19 protein-coding genes are annotated in these 14012 nt (G+C 71.1%); 14 read left to right on the top strand and 5 right to left on the bottom strand.

The window, feature by feature from the left end; translation table 11 throughout:
• Nucleotides 1–50 precede the first annotated feature (50 nt).
• The gene (gene cutA / locus AB0D01_RS05830; RefSeq protein WP_363053781.1) at nucleotides 51–377 is read left to right on the top strand and encodes a divalent-cation tolerance protein CutA; all 327 of its coding nucleotides are present in this window, start codon (nucleotides 51–53) and stop codon (nucleotides 375–377) included.
• Between the two features lie 49 nt (nucleotides 378–426).
• Here cutA and AB0D01_RS05825 read toward each other — a convergent pair whose 3' ends face one another.
• Nucleotides 427–1668 carry a helix-turn-helix transcriptional regulator gene (locus tag AB0D01_RS05825; protein WP_363053780.1) on the bottom strand — a complete coding sequence of 414 codons (1242 nt, stop codon included), beginning with the start codon at nucleotides 1666–1668 and terminating at the stop codon, nucleotides 427–429.
• 129 nt (nucleotides 1669–1797) lie between these two features.
• On the opposite strand from AB0D01_RS05825, the gene AB0D01_RS05820 reads away from it, so the two are divergent.
• The 8 genes from AB0D01_RS05820 to AB0D01_RS05785 all read left to right on the top strand — a co-directional run bounded on the left by AB0D01_RS05820 (nucleotide 1798) and on the right by AB0D01_RS05785 (nucleotide 7871).
• Nucleotides 1798–2403: an ATP-binding protein gene (locus AB0D01_RS05820; protein WP_363053779.1), complete on the top strand. Its 606-nt coding sequence runs from the start codon at nucleotides 1798–1800 to the stop codon at nucleotides 2401–2403.
• 656 nt (nucleotides 2404–3059) lie between these two features.
• Nucleotides 3060–3680 (top strand): C39 family peptidase, encoded by a 621-nt coding sequence (locus tag AB0D01_RS05815; RefSeq protein WP_363053778.1) that lies wholly within the window; start codon nucleotides 3060–3062, stop codon nucleotides 3678–3680.
• Between the two features lie 7 nt (nucleotides 3681–3687).
• Nucleotides 3688–4632: a UDP-N-acetylmuramoyl-tripeptide--D-alanyl-D-alanine ligase gene (gene murF / locus AB0D01_RS05810; RefSeq protein ID WP_363053777.1), complete on the top strand. Its 945-nt coding sequence runs from the start codon at nucleotides 3688–3690 to the stop codon at nucleotides 4630–4632.
• A 175-nt stretch (nucleotides 4633–4807) separates the two neighbouring features.
• Nucleotides 4808–5035, top strand: a complete 228-nt coding sequence (locus AB0D01_RS05805) for a hypothetical protein (RefSeq protein WP_363053776.1) — start codon at nucleotides 4808–4810, stop codon at nucleotides 5033–5035.
• Nucleotides 5013–5534 carry a DUF6879 family protein gene (locus AB0D01_RS05800; protein WP_363053775.1) on the top strand — a complete coding sequence of 174 codons (522 nt, stop codon included), beginning with the start codon at nucleotides 5013–5015 and terminating at the stop codon, nucleotides 5532–5534. The genes AB0D01_RS05805 and AB0D01_RS05800 overlap by 23 nt, the downstream gene beginning before the upstream one ends.
• A gap of 13 nt (nucleotides 5535–5547) precedes the next feature.
• Nucleotides 5548–6402, top strand: a complete 855-nt coding sequence (locus AB0D01_RS05795; protein WP_363053774.1) for a helix-turn-helix transcriptional regulator — start codon at nucleotides 5548–5550, stop codon at nucleotides 6400–6402.
• Between the two features lie 151 nt (nucleotides 6403–6553).
• Complete coding sequence (locus tag AB0D01_RS05790; RefSeq protein ID WP_363053773.1) at nucleotides 6554–6685, top strand: hypothetical protein; 132 nt, start codon at nucleotides 6554–6556, stop codon at nucleotides 6683–6685.
• A gap of 7 nt (nucleotides 6686–6692) precedes the next feature.
• Nucleotides 6693–7871 (top strand): methyltransferase domain-containing protein, encoded by a 1179-nt coding sequence (locus tag AB0D01_RS05785; RefSeq protein WP_363053772.1) that lies wholly within the window; start codon nucleotides 6693–6695, stop codon nucleotides 7869–7871.
• Between the two features lie 95 nt (nucleotides 7872–7966).
• Here AB0D01_RS05785 and AB0D01_RS05780 read toward each other — a convergent pair whose 3' ends face one another.
• On the bottom strand, nucleotides 7967–8593 hold the full coding sequence (locus tag AB0D01_RS05780) for a TetR family transcriptional regulator (RefSeq protein ID WP_363053771.1): 627 nt from the start codon (nucleotides 8591–8593) through the stop codon (nucleotides 7967–7969).
• Between the two features lie 111 nt (nucleotides 8594–8704).
• Here AB0D01_RS05780 and AB0D01_RS05775 point away from each other — a divergent pair, with 111 nt between their 5' ends.
• The 3 genes from AB0D01_RS05775 to AB0D01_RS05765 all read left to right on the top strand — a co-directional run bounded on the left by AB0D01_RS05775 (nucleotide 8705) and on the right by AB0D01_RS05765 (nucleotide 10664).
• A complete protein-coding gene (locus tag AB0D01_RS05775) occupies nucleotides 8705–9898 on the top strand; it encodes a cytochrome P450 (protein ID WP_363053770.1) in 1194 nt (397 codons plus the stop codon).
• 5 nt (nucleotides 9899–9903) lie between these two features.
• Nucleotides 9904–10122, top strand: coding sequence for a ferredoxin (locus AB0D01_RS05770; RefSeq protein WP_363053769.1), 219 nt, complete (start codon nucleotides 9904–9906; stop codon nucleotides 10120–10122).
• A 110-nt stretch (nucleotides 10123–10232) separates the two neighbouring features.
• Nucleotides 10233–10664 carry a hypothetical protein gene (locus tag AB0D01_RS05765; protein ID WP_363053768.1) on the top strand — a complete coding sequence of 144 codons (432 nt, stop codon included), beginning with the start codon at nucleotides 10233–10235 and terminating at the stop codon, nucleotides 10662–10664.
• Between the two features lie 19 nt (nucleotides 10665–10683).
• Here the strand turns inward: AB0D01_RS05765 and AB0D01_RS05760 are convergent, their stop codons facing one another.
• Entirely contained in the window at nucleotides 10684–11277 is a 594-nt protein-coding gene (locus tag AB0D01_RS05760; protein WP_363053767.1) for a TetR/AcrR family transcriptional regulator, read from the bottom strand.
• Nucleotides 11278–11347: 70 nt separating this feature from the next.
• Here AB0D01_RS05760 and AB0D01_RS05755 point away from each other — a divergent pair, with 70 nt between their 5' ends.
• Together AB0D01_RS05755 and AB0D01_RS05750 are read left to right on the top strand one after the other, a co-directional pair.
• Nucleotides 11348–11866 carry a DUF3995 domain-containing protein gene (locus AB0D01_RS05755; protein ID WP_363053766.1) on the top strand — a complete coding sequence of 173 codons (519 nt, stop codon included), beginning with the start codon at nucleotides 11348–11350 and terminating at the stop codon, nucleotides 11864–11866.
• Between the two features lie 161 nt (nucleotides 11867–12027).
• Nucleotides 12028–12378 carry a UBP-type zinc finger domain-containing protein gene (locus AB0D01_RS05750; RefSeq protein ID WP_363053765.1) on the top strand — a complete coding sequence of 117 codons (351 nt, stop codon included), beginning with the start codon at nucleotides 12028–12030 and terminating at the stop codon, nucleotides 12376–12378.
• 58 nt (nucleotides 12379–12436) lie between these two features.
• On the opposite strand, the gene AB0D01_RS05745 is transcribed toward AB0D01_RS05750, so the two are convergent.
• Entirely contained in the window at nucleotides 12437–13330 is an 894-nt protein-coding gene (locus AB0D01_RS05745) for an AraC family transcriptional regulator (RefSeq protein WP_363053764.1), read from the bottom strand.
• A gap of 98 nt (nucleotides 13331–13428) precedes the next feature.
• On the bottom strand, nucleotides 13429–13983 hold the full coding sequence (locus AB0D01_RS05740; protein WP_363053763.1) for a YbhB/YbcL family Raf kinase inhibitor-like protein: 555 nt from the start codon (nucleotides 13981–13983) through the stop codon (nucleotides 13429–13431).
• Between the last annotated feature and the right edge of the window lie 29 nt (nucleotides 13984–14012).

The raw sequence follows: 14012 nt of genomic DNA, 5'->3' as shown, positions 1-14012 counted from the left end.
GCGCTCGGCCGGCTGGGTAGGGTCGGGGTAGACCGACCAGGAGGGGCCTTGTGGAGACCGAGATCGTGATCGCGCAGACATCCATTGACGACGAGGCCCGGGCACAGGCTCTGGTGCAAGGGGCCGTTGAAGCACGGCTCGCGGCTTGCTGCCACATCGACGGGCCGTTCAGTGCCACGTATTGGTGGCAGGGGAAGATCGAGACGGCGCAGGAGTGGCGGCTCTCGTACAAGACCACGGCGGACCGGCTTCCCCAGCTGGAAGCGTGGGTGGCTCAGGAACACCCGTATGAGGTACCCGAGTGGGTCACCGTGCCGGTCACAGGTGGTTCGGAGGCGTACCTGAGGTGGGTGGTCGAGGAGACCACCCCGCGCTAGCACGTTCGGCTCCGGCTTCATCGCTTCCGACGTTCGGGGCCTGGGGCCCTCAGGCCGCGAGACCTTGCAGGTGGTGCGCAAGGTCTCGCTCCGAGTTGGGCAGCCGAGCCGCGACGGCGGCGGCTCGGGCCCGGCCCATGGTGTTGGGGCGTGTCTGAGCCGCTGCCGCGAACTGGTGTGCCACATGGACGCCATGGCCGATGTCGCCTCCCTGTAGGAGTGCGTGGGCGAGGTCGCCGAGGATGACGACCCCGGAGTCGGACAGGTCCGGTCCGAGGCGCTGCGCAGTACTGGCTGCCGTTTGCGGGAGCTGCCGGTGGCCGAGGCGGCCGTATACCGAGAGCACGAGCGCGTCCATCCGGGCGGGGGTCATGAACTGGACCCATGCCTGTTCGGTGGTGTGGTCGGCGAAGTCGTAGGCAGTCAGCGCCCGGTCGAGGGCGCGGAGTGCGGCTGTGTCGTCGCCGGCGTTCGCGGTCTCTTCCGCATGGCGGGCATGGATCCAGGCGGCGGCGGCTCCGTTTCCAGGGCCTCGGACATGCTCGGCGGCTTTTGCAAGCAGCTCGACCGCGCGGTTGGGCCTGTCTGCCCCGTAGCTGGCGTAGCCGAGCGCGAGGGCCCGTAGCGGGGGGTGGCCTGCCACTTCGGCGCAGTCGGTGGTGACCTTGTAGTAGGAGCGGGCTGTCCGGTGGTCTCCCAGGTCCCACGCCAGCCAGCCCGCCAATGCTGCTGTCTCGCCGGCGGCAATGGTGAGGGCCCGCTCGTGTTGGCCGGCTCGGGGAAGAGCGGCGGTGATGGCGTCAAGGTGTGACTCGACCTGCCCGCGTAGCTGATGGGCAGTGAGATGGTGTTCGCTGATGTGCAGGGCTCGCGCTCGTCCGCTGAGCGCGTCCGCGGATTGCTCATCGATCTTCGCGCCTTTACCAAGTGCGTTGGCCAGGCGTCCCCATGGCTCAGTTGCCACAGCGGCGCTGACGAGGGCTCCGCCCATCAACCTGCGCCGGTTCAGCACCTCGGTCTCCTCCCCCTCGCGGTGGCGCAGGTTTCGGCGTCGCGCACGAGCTGCTGCTGCTTCCCGTTGGAGTTCGCCGGGAGGTAAGCCGCAGGCGACCGCGATGTGCGCGAGGGTGTGGTTGGTCGGAATGTTTTCGCCGTGCTCGTAGCGGTTGATCTCACGGCGCGTGACGGATGCCCGACCGGAGACCGCGTTGATCGCGTGCGCCTGCTGTTCCTGTGTGCGTCTGGCCTTCAGTCGGAGCTGAAGGAGCAGGTGGCCGAAGTCTGCTGGCATGAGTGTGCCCTCTGTTGGTGGGTGTGTCCCCATCATGGGCCGTTGGCTCCCGCCAGGTTCCCCCTTGACAGCTTTTCCCCCTCTCAATTCCCCTGTTCCGCTCCTCGGTGGCACGGTGCGATAAGTTCCATGACCACGTTCCGCAAGGTGGCGCGCTCCGCGCCGGAGAGTGCAGGCCGTCCACTCGGCGCCGACGCACCGACCGTGCTCCGTCTGGGCGACTGCCCGCTGCCGGATTGCCTGCCGTCCTTACCGTTCTCCGCAGCACGACGTATGGAAGTTCGCGGCGATGAAGCGTTCCGCAACGGAGCAGAGGCGGCGGTCGGATGTACTCGGCCGGCTGGCCCCGGCTCCTTCACCAACGAGGACGCACGCCACCTTCAGGGCATCCGACGGTTCACGACGTCTTGCCTTCGCCGCTGGGGTGTTGAGGAGGACGTGGTGTACGCCGCTGAGCTGATCGCGAGCGAGTTCTACACGAGCGAACTCCGGTATGGCGCAGGGAGCGTTATCCGTGTCCGGCTGATCGCCGGCCCTCACACGTTCACGGTGGCGGTGGCCGGCGGTGGCCCGTACGTTCCCGTGTACCCGATGGTGGAGCCGGATGCGCAAGGTAGGCGCGGGCTGTTGCTCGTAGATCACCTCGCTCGTCTGCACCGAGGGTACTGGGGTGTGTCGGACGACGGAACTGCCTGGTGCCGGCTGGCTTCGTCCGGGCTGTGGGCAACGGCATGACCCTGCCCGCCGAGGTATTGGCCGTTCCTCCGAGTGCCCCGGCGCCTGATATCGGGGAGCTGGCCGCTGCTGTCCGCCGGTTGCTTCACCAGGAGGCTAGCGGTGAAGTGGAGCTCCGTCTCGGACCTCTGTCGTTCGAGTTGGTGGTTACGCCTCGCGGGCGGCGCTCCGATTTGGCGCTCACCCTGATGGACATTTGGCAGCGGGGGTGCGGCCCGGTCGTGGACGACCCCGATCGACCGTTCCGATACTGGCTCGTTCCTCCCGGCACTGCGGCACGGTGGACGGACGAGTTCGGCCGCTGCGTGGCCAAGGGGCCGGGTGGCCATGCCGCCGCTCAGCCGGTCTGCCGCGCCAGGACCCTTCTGGGTCCGTCCCTGGGACCGCAACCGACTTGTCGGGCCGGATGTTGCACAAGTCCCTGTCATCCGCCGACGGCGGCAGAGCGGTGTGGCCGCCGCCTCCGCTTCGCACCTGAACGGCAACCTGCCCCAGTGGACGGCGCTGGTGTCCGCCGCGTTGAAGCCGCCGCCCGCGTAGGCCGTGCACCTTCCCGGTGCTGCCGGGCGGCTTCCAAGTACGTCGCCGGTCTGGCCACGGCGGCCCCCGGCCTGTCCGGCGTCCCTGCCGGGTGTCGTAGGCGGCACAGTGGGTGCATGACCATCACAACCGTGCACCACGTCCCTTACTACTCGCAGTGGGAGTCCGCCGATCTGGTGCCCGAGTTCGTCTCGGGCACCAGATCGGCGGCCACTGACCCACGGTGGGAGTCCTCCGGCGCCGAGTCGGCCCAGGAGTACGCCTTCTGGGCACCCCGCATGTGCGGCATGGCGTGCCTGCGGATGGCGCTCGGCCACTTCGGGCAGCCTGTGCCCCCGTCGGTGCCGTTGGTGCGGGAAGCCTTGGCCGCCGGCGCGTACGTCCGGTCGGGTGATCAGGTTCAGGGGCTGATCTATGCCCCGTTCGCCGCGTGGGTGCGCTCCCGGTGGGGTCTGGTCGCCGAGGCCCGGCCGGAGCTGGCGGTGGAGGAGGTGGACGCCGAGATCGCGCACGGGCGGCTGGTGCTGCTGTCCGTGCACAAGAACATCCGCACCCTCGATCCTCAGCCGGCGGCCCGCAGCGGGCACCTGGTGCTCGCCGTCGGCTCCGGCCTCGACCACATCTCGATTCACAACCCGTCCGGGTTCCCGGAGCACTCGCAGCAGTTCCATCACGTTCCCAGGGCCGACCTCGGCCGGTTCTACGCAGGCCGCGGGGTCGTCCTGGCCGCACCGTAGGAGCATCATGATTCCCCTCTCCTTGCAGGACGCCGCTACCGTCACCCACGGCCTCCTGGTCGGGGCCGACGAGCCCGGCCGGATGATCACCGGTCCGTTCGCGTTCGACTCCCGGGACGTCGAGCCCGGGGCTCTGTTCTGCTGCCTGAAGGGCCGCGCGGTCGACGGGCACGACTTCGCCGCGCAGGCCGTCGCGGCCGGCGCGGTGGCCGTACTGGCCGAGCGGCCCGTGGACGACGTGCCGACCCTCGTGGTCCCCGAGGTCCTGGCGGCCATGGCGCAGATCGCCCGGCGCCTCGCCATCGCCTACACCGGCACGGTGATCGGGGTGACCGGTTCGGCGGGCAAGACCTCCACGAAGGACCTGCTCACCTCGATCCTCCGGCTGGACGGTCCCACCGTGGCGACGGTCCGGTCCTTCAACAACGAGATCGGCTTCCCGGTCACCGTCTCCCGGGTCGACGCGGAGAGCCGTTACCTGTTGCTGGAGATGGGGGCTCGGGGCCTGGGCCACATCGACAGCCTGTGCGACATCGCGTGTCCCACGATCTCGACCGTGCTCGGGGTGGGTTCGGCGCACATCGGCGAGTTCGGCTCCCGCGAGGTCATCGCGGATGCCAAGGCGGAGATCATCCGGGCGCTGCCGGTGCACGGGACGGCGGTCCTCAACGGTGACGACCCGCTGGTTGCCGCGATGGCGGGCGAGACCGACGCCAACGTGATCACCTTCGGGTTCGGTGAGGGCTGCGACGTCCGGGGGGAACACGTCGGCGTCCAGGACGACGGCCGCCCCTCCTTCGTCCTCGTCCACGGAAGCACCCGGCGCCGGGTCGACCTGCAAGTCCATGGGCGGCACAACGTGCTGAACGCCTTGGCCGCGGCAGCCACGGCCGTCGCGGCCGGCGTCCCCGCGGACCCGGATCGTGCAGGGACCGCCGCGACAGCCGCGTAGCGGCCGTTCTCGGTCTCGGCCCCGCTGTTCCTCACGGCACGGCGGGGCCTTCCCGTGTCCGCTTTCCGAGCGGATGTCGGGCGGTGCAAGCAGGTGCAAGTTTCGTGCGTGGGCGGTGAGTTCGGTGCAAGGATTTCACCGGAGTGGACCGGCAGTACCGAGCAAGGAGGGCATCATGGCTCTGCGCAGGCTTGGCAAGGACCCCGAGAGCAAGTCGGGCGGCAGTCCGACCGTCTACCTCGACGAGGAGCGGGACACCTACCTGGTTCAGGGGTGGATCGTCACCGACGACGCGCGCCTGGACCAGCTGGATCTGCCCGGGCACGAGAGCGTGGTGGAGATCCCGCGCCGGATGGTCCAGTTCTTCGAGGAGGGGGACCGTGTCGTCCGTTCCGACGTTTGAACAGCTCCTCGGTTCGGCTCGCCGCTCGGCGGTGCATCTGGAGATGCGCGACGGGTACATGGCCGAGCCTGCGCTCGACGCCTGGAGGAAGGGGTCGAGGGAGGATCTCCTCGCCGAGGATCCGGAGTTCCAGCTGTGGCTGAGGTGGGTGCGCGAGGCCACCGAGCGGGGTGTGGTCGTGCGGCGGGCCCGGGTGTTCTCGGTGCCGGAGTCGGATTACATCCGGTGGGAGCACTTCATCTCCGACGCGAACGTGGCGGCCGGCGAACAGATCCGTTGGCTGCCCCGACGGCAGGCGACCGACATCGCGTTCCCGGGCAACGACTTCTGGGTGTTCGACGAGGAGACGGTGCTCGTCCTGCACCACGCCGGCGATGGTGAGCCCGCGCCGGACTACCTGGAGTTGACCGCGGACCCGAAGATCCTTCAGCTGTGTTCCAGCGCCTTCGAGGCCGTGTGGGAGCGGGCCGTCCCCCACGCGGACTACAAGCCCACCTGAACGAGAAGGCACTGTGGCGTCGTCACCCCACGCGGCCATCGAGGAGGCCAGGAAGACCCTCGGGGCGCGGCTGCGTGAGATCAGGCGCAGGGCGGGCTTCGGGACGGCACGGGCCTTCGGGGCCCGTGCCGGCTGGAGTGAGTCGAAGGTCTCCCGCCTCAAGAACGGCGTGACCTCCCCCAGCGAAGAGGACCTGCACCAGTACGCCTCGCTGTCCGGGGACCCGGCCCTGTTCCAGGACCTGTTCGCCACGGCGGCGGGCATCGACGAGATGTTCGTCGAGTGGCGGCGCCTCACCGAGAACGGGCTCACCCCCGTCCAAGAGGCGCACGTGCCGTTGTACGACAGGACCAGGCTCTTCCGTGTCTACGAGCCCGGGGTGATCCCCGGGCTCGTGCAGACACCCGCCTACGCACGGGCCCTCATGGGTCGCATCGTCGGCTTCTACGGCATTCCCGATGACGCCGATCAGGCCGCCGAGCTGCGGACGACCCGTAAGCGGGAGGTGATGCGCGATGCGGGCCGGCACTTCGTCTTCGTGTTGGAGGAGTCGGCGCTGCGGGCCCGCTTCGGGGACACCACCACCATGGCCGACCAGCTGGCCCACCTGATGACCGTGTCGGTGCGCCAGCACGTCAGGTTGGGCGTCATCCCCTTGAACGCCCAGCGGGCGATGTGGCCGAGCGAAGGCTTTTGGATTTTTGATGACGAACAGGTCGTCATCGAGCTGTCGACGGCACAGATCACCCTCACACAGCCCAGCGAGGTCAAGGTGTACGCGCGGATCTTCGCGGAGCTATCCCGGATGGCCGTCTACGGGAGCCCGGCACGGGCGCTGATCTCCAACGCCATCGACGCCCTTGAATGACCGCGCGCAAGCCGGTGCAAGTTTCTTGCCCCCACCTGCGCCGCCTCTGGATGCTGTCTCCGCCCTCGTCCGCCGTGGTGCGGCTTCCGCGGAAGCGAGGGCGCACCTGCACGTTCGTCAACGAGAGCGCACCGAGCACGGGAGGTCTCAGATGGGTTGGGGTACTGGCAAGGGCGGCAGCGGCGGCGAAGGCAAGCACGCGGGAAACAAGGATCCCGGGACGTCGAAGCCGTCCACGGACACCAAGCAGCCCCAGCCCGAGCCGAAGCACAAGCCGAAGTAGGCGCGCGGTGATCCAGCTCAGAGCAGAGGAGCGGGCCGCCATGCGTGGCCTGCTCGACTCGGTAGCCGAGGACCTCGGGGCTCCGCCTGCCCCGGCGTGGGAGGCGGCTTATTGGGCCGTACCCCGGCATCTGTTCCTGCCGGACACGGTGTGGGTCGGGGACGACCTGGAGGCGTGCTCGCGCCGGGACGCGCCGGAGGCCTGGCTGCGCCATGCCTACGCGGACGGCTCCGTGGTCACCCAGGTCAACGACGGTCAAGGGGGCGATCCGGGTGAGCGGTGGGCGTCCTGCTCGGCGTCCGCGCCGTCGATCGTCTTCCGCATGCTCGACATGCTGGACGTAGCTCCGGGGCACAACGTGCTGGAGATCGGGACCGGCACCGGATGGAACGCCGGCCTGCTCACCCACCGAATCGGCCCCGAGCACGTCACCACGATCGAGGTGGACCAGGTGCTGGCGGCGCGGGCGGCGATCCGATTGAAGGACATCGGGCTGGAGCCTCGAACGATCTGCGGTGACGGAGCCAACGGTCACCAGGCCGGCGGACCGTACGACCGGATCCTCGCGACGTGCTCGGTGCGCTCGATCCCGCCGGCGTGGATCGCCCAGACCAAGCCGGGCGGGGTGATCTTGGCTCCGTGGGAGTCGCCGTGGTTCTGCTACGGCCTGCTGCGGCTCACCGTCGACGGCCACGGTGCCGCTTCCGGCTCGTTCTCCCCACACTCGGCGTTCATGCTCATGCGCGGGCAGCGCACGGACCTGAGGATCTACCGGGACGTGGTCCGCGATGACCAGGTCCCCTTGCAGTCGTCCGCGGCCCTGTCCCCGTGGGCGGTCGCGGGAGACGACTGGGCCGCACAGTTCGCGATCGGGCTCCAGCTCGGCGACGTGTGGTGGACCTGGCACGACAACCCCGACGTGGAAGGCGTCGCCTCCCGGCTGTGGCTCGCGACCACCGACGCCACCACGTGGGCGGCCGTCGACTGGGACGGCCGCAGCGAGGACCGGTTCACGGTGTGGGAGTACGGGCCCCGACGCCTGTGGAGCGAGGTGGAGGCCGCGTACCGGTGGTGGAACCTCTCCGGTGAGCCCAGCCCCGAGCGATTCGGCATGACCATCACCGCCGGCGGTGAACACCGAGCCTGGCTCGATGCGCCCGACCGGCTCATCCCACAGACCGGGTAAGGGCAGGGACGCCCCAAGCAAGTGGACCATCTCTTCATCAGCCGCCCCAAAGGTCGAACGCTTCCACCTCAACCCGCTCCTCCCGAACAACACACCTAAGCCGTCCCGCCGCCGTGGGGGTCGTCGTCCGGCAGTGGAGGAGGGTCGGGCAGGGTCCAGAAGCGGTCCAGGGTGGTCAGTACGAGCCGGCACACCGCCTCCGGGTCGGCGCTGGCCAGTGGTTCGCGGGCGGCGACCGTCCGCATCAGGCCGATTCCGAGCAGCCAGGCCATGGCCAGATCCGCGCGCAGGGCGCCGTCCCGCGCGGAGGTCAGGCCGGCCAGTGCCTTCTGGTATTCCCCGCCCAACTCGCGCAGGGTGCCCGTCGCCTCGTCCCCCCGGCCGACGGAACGCAGGTACACCTCCAGGGAGCGGTCGGCCCCCGGGGCGCTGCGCGTGAGCATCGAACGCAGGGCGGTCTCGAAGAGTTCCTCGGGCGCGGTCGCGTGCAGCTGCTCCAGGCTGCCCCGGGCCACGACCTCGGTCAACAGCCCGTCCTTGGAGCCGAAGTAGCGGAACAGGAGCGCCTGGTTGACACCGGCCCGCTCGGCTATCGCCCTGACCGTGGAGCGCTCGTAGCCCCGCTCGGCGAACAGCTCGCCGGCGGCGTCGAGCAGCCGTTGCCGGGTGGCGGCTGCGTTGCGGGGGCGTTCCGCGGGGCGCGCTCGGGGGGATTCGTCCACGCTGCTGGTCCTCTCGGAGGGCCCGTCAGGATAACGGCCGTAAAGCGTCGTTGACCGTCCCGGTGGCCGCTCCTAGGTTGTAAGCAGCTGCTTACAACCAGGGAGGCAGAAGTGACGACCACCGGCACCACCCCCACCGCCTACCCCTTCAACACCGCCGAGGGGCTGCGGCTCGCCGAGGAGTACGAGCGCGTCCGCGACCGACCCGGCCTGTTGCGCGTCCGGATGCCGTACGGCGAGGACGCCTGGCTCGTCACCCGGTACGAGGACGCCCGCCTCGTGCTCGGCGACGTGCGCTTCAGTCGGGCGGCGGCCGCCGAGCACGACGAGCCCCGGCAGTCCGAGGGGCAGGTCGACAGCGGCATCCTGGGCATGGACCCGCCCGACCACACCCGGCTGCGGTCGCTGGTGGCCAGGGCGTTCACCGTCCGGCAGGTCGAGAAGCTGCGCCCGCAGGTGCGCGCGCTCACCGCGGAACTGCTCGACGAGCTGGAGGCGGCCGGCCCGCCGGTCGACCTCGTCGACCGCTTCGCGCTGCCGATCCCCGTGGCCGTCATCTGCCGTCTGCTGGGCGTGCCCGTCGAGGACCGGCCGCGGTTTCGGGTGTGGAGCGACGCGGCGCTGTCGACCAGCTCGCTCACGGCCGAGGAGTTCGAGGCCAACCAGGCGGAGCTGCGCGCCTACATGGCCGGGCTGATCGAGCTGCACCGCCGGGAGCCGCGGGACGACCTGATGACGGCGCTCATCGAGGCCCGGGAGGCCGACGGCGACCGGCTCTCCGAGCTGGAGCTCGTCGACCTGTGCGTGGCGGTCCTGGTGGCCGGACACGAGACCACGGCCTCCCAGATCCCCAACTTCGTCCTCACCCTGCTGGACCACCCGGAGCAGCTCGCGCTGTTGCGCGAGGAGCCGGCCCTGATCAACCAGGCGGTGGAGGAACTGCTCCGCTTCGTGCCGTTGGGCAGCGCCGCGAGCCAGGCCCGCTACGCGACCGAGGACATCGAGGTCGGCGGCACCCGGGTGCGGGCCGGGGAACCGCTGCTCGTCGCGATCGGCGCCGCCAACCGCGACGGCCTGCGCTTCACCGGTCCCGGCGCCCTCGACATCCGCCGCCCGGCGAACCAGCACCTGGGTTTCGGCCACGGGGTCCACCACTGCCTGGGGGCGCCGTTGGCGCGCATGGAACTCCAGGAGGCGTTGGGGGCCCTGCTGGCGCGCTTCCCCGGGCTGAAGCTCGTGGGGGACGTGACGTGGAAGACCGAGATGCTGGTGCGCGGGCCGCGCGTCATGCCGATCGGGTGGTGAGCGGCGTGACGTGGACCGTACGGGTCGACGCGGGACTGTGCATGGGCTCGGGCATCTGTGCGGGCACGGCCCCCGAGGTCTTCACGCTGGAGGAGGAACGCGCCCGGCCGCGCGAGGAGCGGGTCGCGGCGCGGGAACGGGTCCTGGAGGCGGCGGACATGTGCCCGGCGCAGGCGATCACGGTCCACGACGGCACCGCCGTGATCGGTCCCCGCCCGGACTGACGGGCGCGGACGGGGCGGCCCGGACGGGGCGGTTCCCCCGTGCCGGGGGCCGCCCCCGCCGATATCCTGGGACGGAGATCGGGGGCTTTCCTCGTCCGGAGGGCAGCACGATGCGGCGTCGACACCTCATGCTCCTCGCGGCCCCGCTCCTCGCCTCCTCGGTGGCCCTCGCGCCCGCCCACGCGGCACCGGCCGTCGCAGCCGCGGTGAAGGTCACCAAGGTCGAGGTGGTCACCCTGCTGAAGTCGGGGGAGACCATCACCTGTGACGGCACCCCCGTGGCCATGGCGTTCGACGGGAAGGTCACCGCGACCGGTCCGGGCACGGTCCGCTACCACTGGACCGTGAACACCGGCCGCGCCCGGGTCTCCCCGGGAACGCTCGTCTTCGGCGCGGGCGCCTCCACCCAGGTCGCGTTCCTGGTCGTGGACGTGCCCGCGCCCAGGAAGGCGAAGGCGGTCACGGGGTACGTCACGCTCCACCTGCCGGACCAGGGCAAGAGCGCCCGCGGCGAGCAGGTGACGTTCCCCTGCAAGAAGTGAGGCGCGGGGCAGGTCGGCCTCAGCCGGTGGGGTGGTGCGGGAGTCCGGCGACCAGCAGTTCGACGAGGTGGTCGAGGGCCTCCCGGGCTCCCTCGCCGTCCGTCAGGGTCTCCGGGGCGGCGCGCGGTACGGCCCGGCGGAGTTCGATCCAGCCCAGGTAGGCGGCGTACGCGGCGAGGGCGCGGCGTCGGGCGTCGGCGTCGGGCAGGCCCAGGTCGGCGAAGACGCGGGTCAGGTAGTCGAGGCGGGTCCGCGTCACGCGGTCGAGGACCGCGGCGACGGTGGGGTGGTCGACCTGGGCGACGATCGCCGGCTCCAGTCCGGCGATCTCCTCGTCCCCGAGGGCCAGCGCGAACAGTTTCCGGGCCCTGACCAGCGGGTCGGGCTCGGCGTCGACGTCCTCGATGATCTGCCCGGTCGCCAGTCGCTCCCAGGCCTCCAGGGCGGCCACCAGGAGGGCCTCCCGGTTCTTGAAGTGCCAGTAGAAGCTGCCCCGGGTCACGGCCAGCTCCTTGGCCAGCACGTCGACCGCCACGGCGGCGACACCACCCCGGGCCAGCGCCGCCAGCGCCGCCATCGTCCAGTCCTCGCTGGTCACTCTCCCCTTGGCCATGTTCCATACGCTACTGTATGGATTATCCATACAGTGCTGTACGGATAATTCCTGGGGGAAGGGGTTCACCATGCACACCGACACCGACATCGACGTCGACACTGACGCCGACACCGACGCGACGGGGGCCGACGGCGTCACGCGCGCCGCCGCCGTCGCCGCCGCCACCGGACTGATCGCGGCGGGCGCACTGCACGTCGTCTGGGTGTTCACGCCCTGGCCGCTCGGCTCGGCCGCCGAGTTCGCCGAGACCGTCGTGGGGGTGACGGAGGACAGGCTGCCCTCGGTCCCGTTGACCCTCGGGGTCGCCGGGGCGCTGGGAGCGGCCGGCTACACGGTCCTCAGCGCCGGGCGGACGGTCCCGGTGGTCGGACCGCGGAAGCTGAACCGGATCGGCGTGTGGACCCTGGCCGGGGTGCTCGCGGCCCGCGGCGCCCAGGGCCTGATCCACTCGGGGCTCGCCCTCGGCAACTCCCCCGCCGCGTACCGGCGGCGCGACCTGAGCGTGTACTCGCCCCTCTGCCTGGCCCTGGCCGGCCTGACCGGCTACGTCGCACACCGGACCCGGCGGAGCCGTCCGGGCAGGTGAGGGCCTCATCCGCTGCACGACCGCTGCGAGATGCGCCCGTGCCGGACGGATCCGCATCCTGGGGTTCCCGGATCCGGCTTAGCGGATCCCGATGCCCGGATCCCGGCCACACCACCCGAGGAGCGCGTCATGGACCCGCGTGACCGGTACGGCGTCCGACGATGACCGACGCGGACGCCGCAGCGCGGTGGGTCGTCGCCCCCGACCCGGGGCGCCCCGAGGGCCGGACCTGCCCCCACGTCGCGGAGGCGGCGCCCGTAGTCGGGGAGGACGGATGCGGGCGCTGCCTCGCCGCGGGGTGGCCGTGGGTGCGGCTGCTGGTCTGCCTGGGCTGCGGGCACACGGGCTGCTGCGACAGTTCGCGCGGCAAGCACGCCTGGGCCCACGCCGATGAGACGGGCCATCCGCTGGCCCGCTCCGCCGGGGAGGGCGAGGACTGGGCGTGGTGCTACGTGGACGAGCTGTACCTCGTCCCGGCGCGCGAGGCGGAGGACGGACGCACCGCCCGCTGAACGCCGGCTGACCGCACGGCGATCGGACCGGCCGGACCGGCCGGACCGGCCAGACCGGTCAGGCCGTCGCGACCGCCGCGTCGTGGGTACGCGCCCGCATGCGCGCCGCGTCCGTGCGCGGCGGCGCGCCGAACTGCCGTTTGTACTCCCGGCTGAACTGCGAAGGGCTGTCGTACCCCACGCTGGAGGCGACCGCGGTCACGTCGTTCGAACGCCGGGCCAGCTGCAGCCTGGCCGCCTGGAGGCGGATCTGCTTCTGGAACTGGATCGGGCTCATCGCGGTGACCGACTGGAAGTTGCGGTGGAACGCGGAGACGCTCATCCCGAAGGACCGGGCCAGGTCCTCGACCCGGAAGGCCTCGGCGTAGTGGTCGCGGATCCAGTCCACGGCCCGGGTGATGTGGGTCAAGCCGCTTTCCGGCAGGCCGAGTTGGCGTACGGCCTCGCCCTGCTCCCCCGTCATCAGCAGCCACAGGATCTCCCGCTTGACCAGGGGGACCAGCACCCGGCGGTCGCGCGGCCGGTCCAGCAGGCGCAGCAGTCGCACGATCGCGTCGATCAGCTCCGCCGGCGCGTCACTGACCGTGATCCCGGGCCGGAGCGACCGGGTCGGGGGCGGCAGGTCGCCCGGTCCCGCCCGCAGCATCAGTTCCGCGATGACGGCCGGCTCCAGGGTCATGCCGAAGCCGAGTTCGGGCCCCTGGGCGATGCGTCCGACCACCGGCAGGTCGGCCGAGGCGACGAGGTACTGGCCGACGCCGTACTCGTACACCCTGTCTCCGAGCGCGAGCCGCTTGGCGCCCTGGGCGATGACCGCGAGCATCACGCCGGACATCGCGTACTCCGGCTCGGCGCCCGGTTCGGCCCGGCAGATCCGGACGCCGTCGATGGCCGTGCTCAGGTCGGGCCGCGCGTGGCGGCCCAGCAGCTCGCGGAGCTCGTGGAGGGACATGCCCCCATCCCACCACGCGGCGGGCACGATCCCCGCAGCCGGGAGCAGGATCGTGCAAGAACCTGCGGAGATCGGGCGAGTCCCCGCGCGCCGGGCGGCTACGCCCCGGTGGCCGGCTCCTCGTAGCGGGCGGTCAGGGCGCCGCGGGCGATGGCGTGGAAGCGCAGGTGGAAGCCGACCAGGGCCGGCGAGGCGTCCGCGTCGGGGCCCAGCTCCTCCCGGTCGACGGCGTACACCGTGAACACGTACCGGTGCGGGCCGTCCCCTGCCGGCGGGGCCGCCCCGCCGAAGTCCCTGGTGCCGTAGTCGTTGCGCACCTGCACGGCGCCGGCGGGCAGCCCCTCGAAGGCCCCGGTGCCGGCGCCGGCCGGCAGCTCGGTGACGTCCGCCGGGATGTCGAAGACCGTCCAGTGCCAGAACCCGCTGCCGGTCGGGGCGTCCGGGTCGTAGCAGGTGACCGCGTAGCCGGCGGTGCCCTCCGGGCCGGGTGACCAGCGGATCTGCGGCGAGGAGTTGCCCTTCGCGTACACGTGGGCGTCCGGGAGGGTACCGCCGTCGGTCAGGTCGGCGCTGGTCACCGACAACCCGGGCACCGGCGGGTGGAAGTCGTGCGGCAGCGGGCGGAGCGGACGGGACAGCACCTGATCACTCAACTTCTTCGTCCTTCTTCGTGTCTGTGAAG

It is taken from the genome of Streptomyces sp. NPDC048606 (assembly GCF_040650855.1).
GTDB lineage: Bacteria > Actinomycetota > Actinomycetes > Streptomycetales > Streptomycetaceae > Streptomyces.
Note: the sequence above shows the minus strand (reverse complement) of the source record. Positions and strands in the feature narration are given on the sequence as shown.